Here is a 215-nt window from a genome sequence, read left to right as displayed (position 1 = left end):
ACTATATCTATAACCGTATCTACACTACTCGCTACATCAATACTTACTGTAACCGTAGCATTACCTACATCCTCTGCAACTGTAATATCGCTAATACTAACCGTAGGGGTATTATCATTATCAGTGATCGTTACCGTACCACTTGGATCGGTATTACTCGTATTACCACTGGTAACTGTACCACTAACTGTTAAGTCCTCACTTGGCTCATCAAT

1 protein-coding gene is annotated in these 215 nt (G+C 39.5%); it reads right to left on the bottom strand.

Annotation, left to right across the window (positions count from 1 at the left end; genetic code table 11):
* On the bottom strand, positions 1–215 hold a 215-nt coding region (locus ACWNT5_RS24375), incomplete at both ends, for a hypothetical protein (protein WP_456518880.1).

The sequence above is a fragment of the Aquimarina sp. 433 genome, assembly GCF_054054605.1.
Note: the sequence above shows the minus strand (reverse complement) of the source record. Positions and strands in the feature narration are given on the sequence as shown.